The 266-nt window shown below is 42.9% G+C and carries 1 protein-coding gene; it reads right to left on the reverse strand.

Annotated elements, in window-relative coordinates; all coding sequences use genetic code 11:
- Positions 1-266 (reverse strand): major tail protein (locus R2R70_RS20690; protein ID WP_410979004.1); only part of this gene is annotated, 266 nt, incomplete at both ends.

Genomic DNA, 266 nt, shown 5'->3' on the forward strand with positions numbered 1-266 from the left:
CCTTTTACGCTGCTGTCTCCTGTGATTTTGAAAACTTTATCACTTCGTTGTACAAAAGTACCTTCAATACTTTCTTTTTGTGCTTCCGGCTTGTCCTCTTTTGTCTTCCAATCAGTGGATGGAATCGAGAAACGGCCTTTGACTAACCACACATGACGAACATTGCCGTCTTCTTTCGTTCCCGTGAAGCCCAATGCAATATATGGCGGGATAGCGTCTTGTTTCCATGCAATAACACCATCTACAATCTTTTGACCGGTAATGTG

The organism is Cobetia sp. SIMBA_158 (genome assembly GCF_046566945.1).
In the GTDB taxonomy this organism is placed as follows: domain Bacteria; phylum Pseudomonadota; class Gammaproteobacteria; order Pseudomonadales; family Halomonadaceae; genus Cobetia; species Cobetia amphilecti.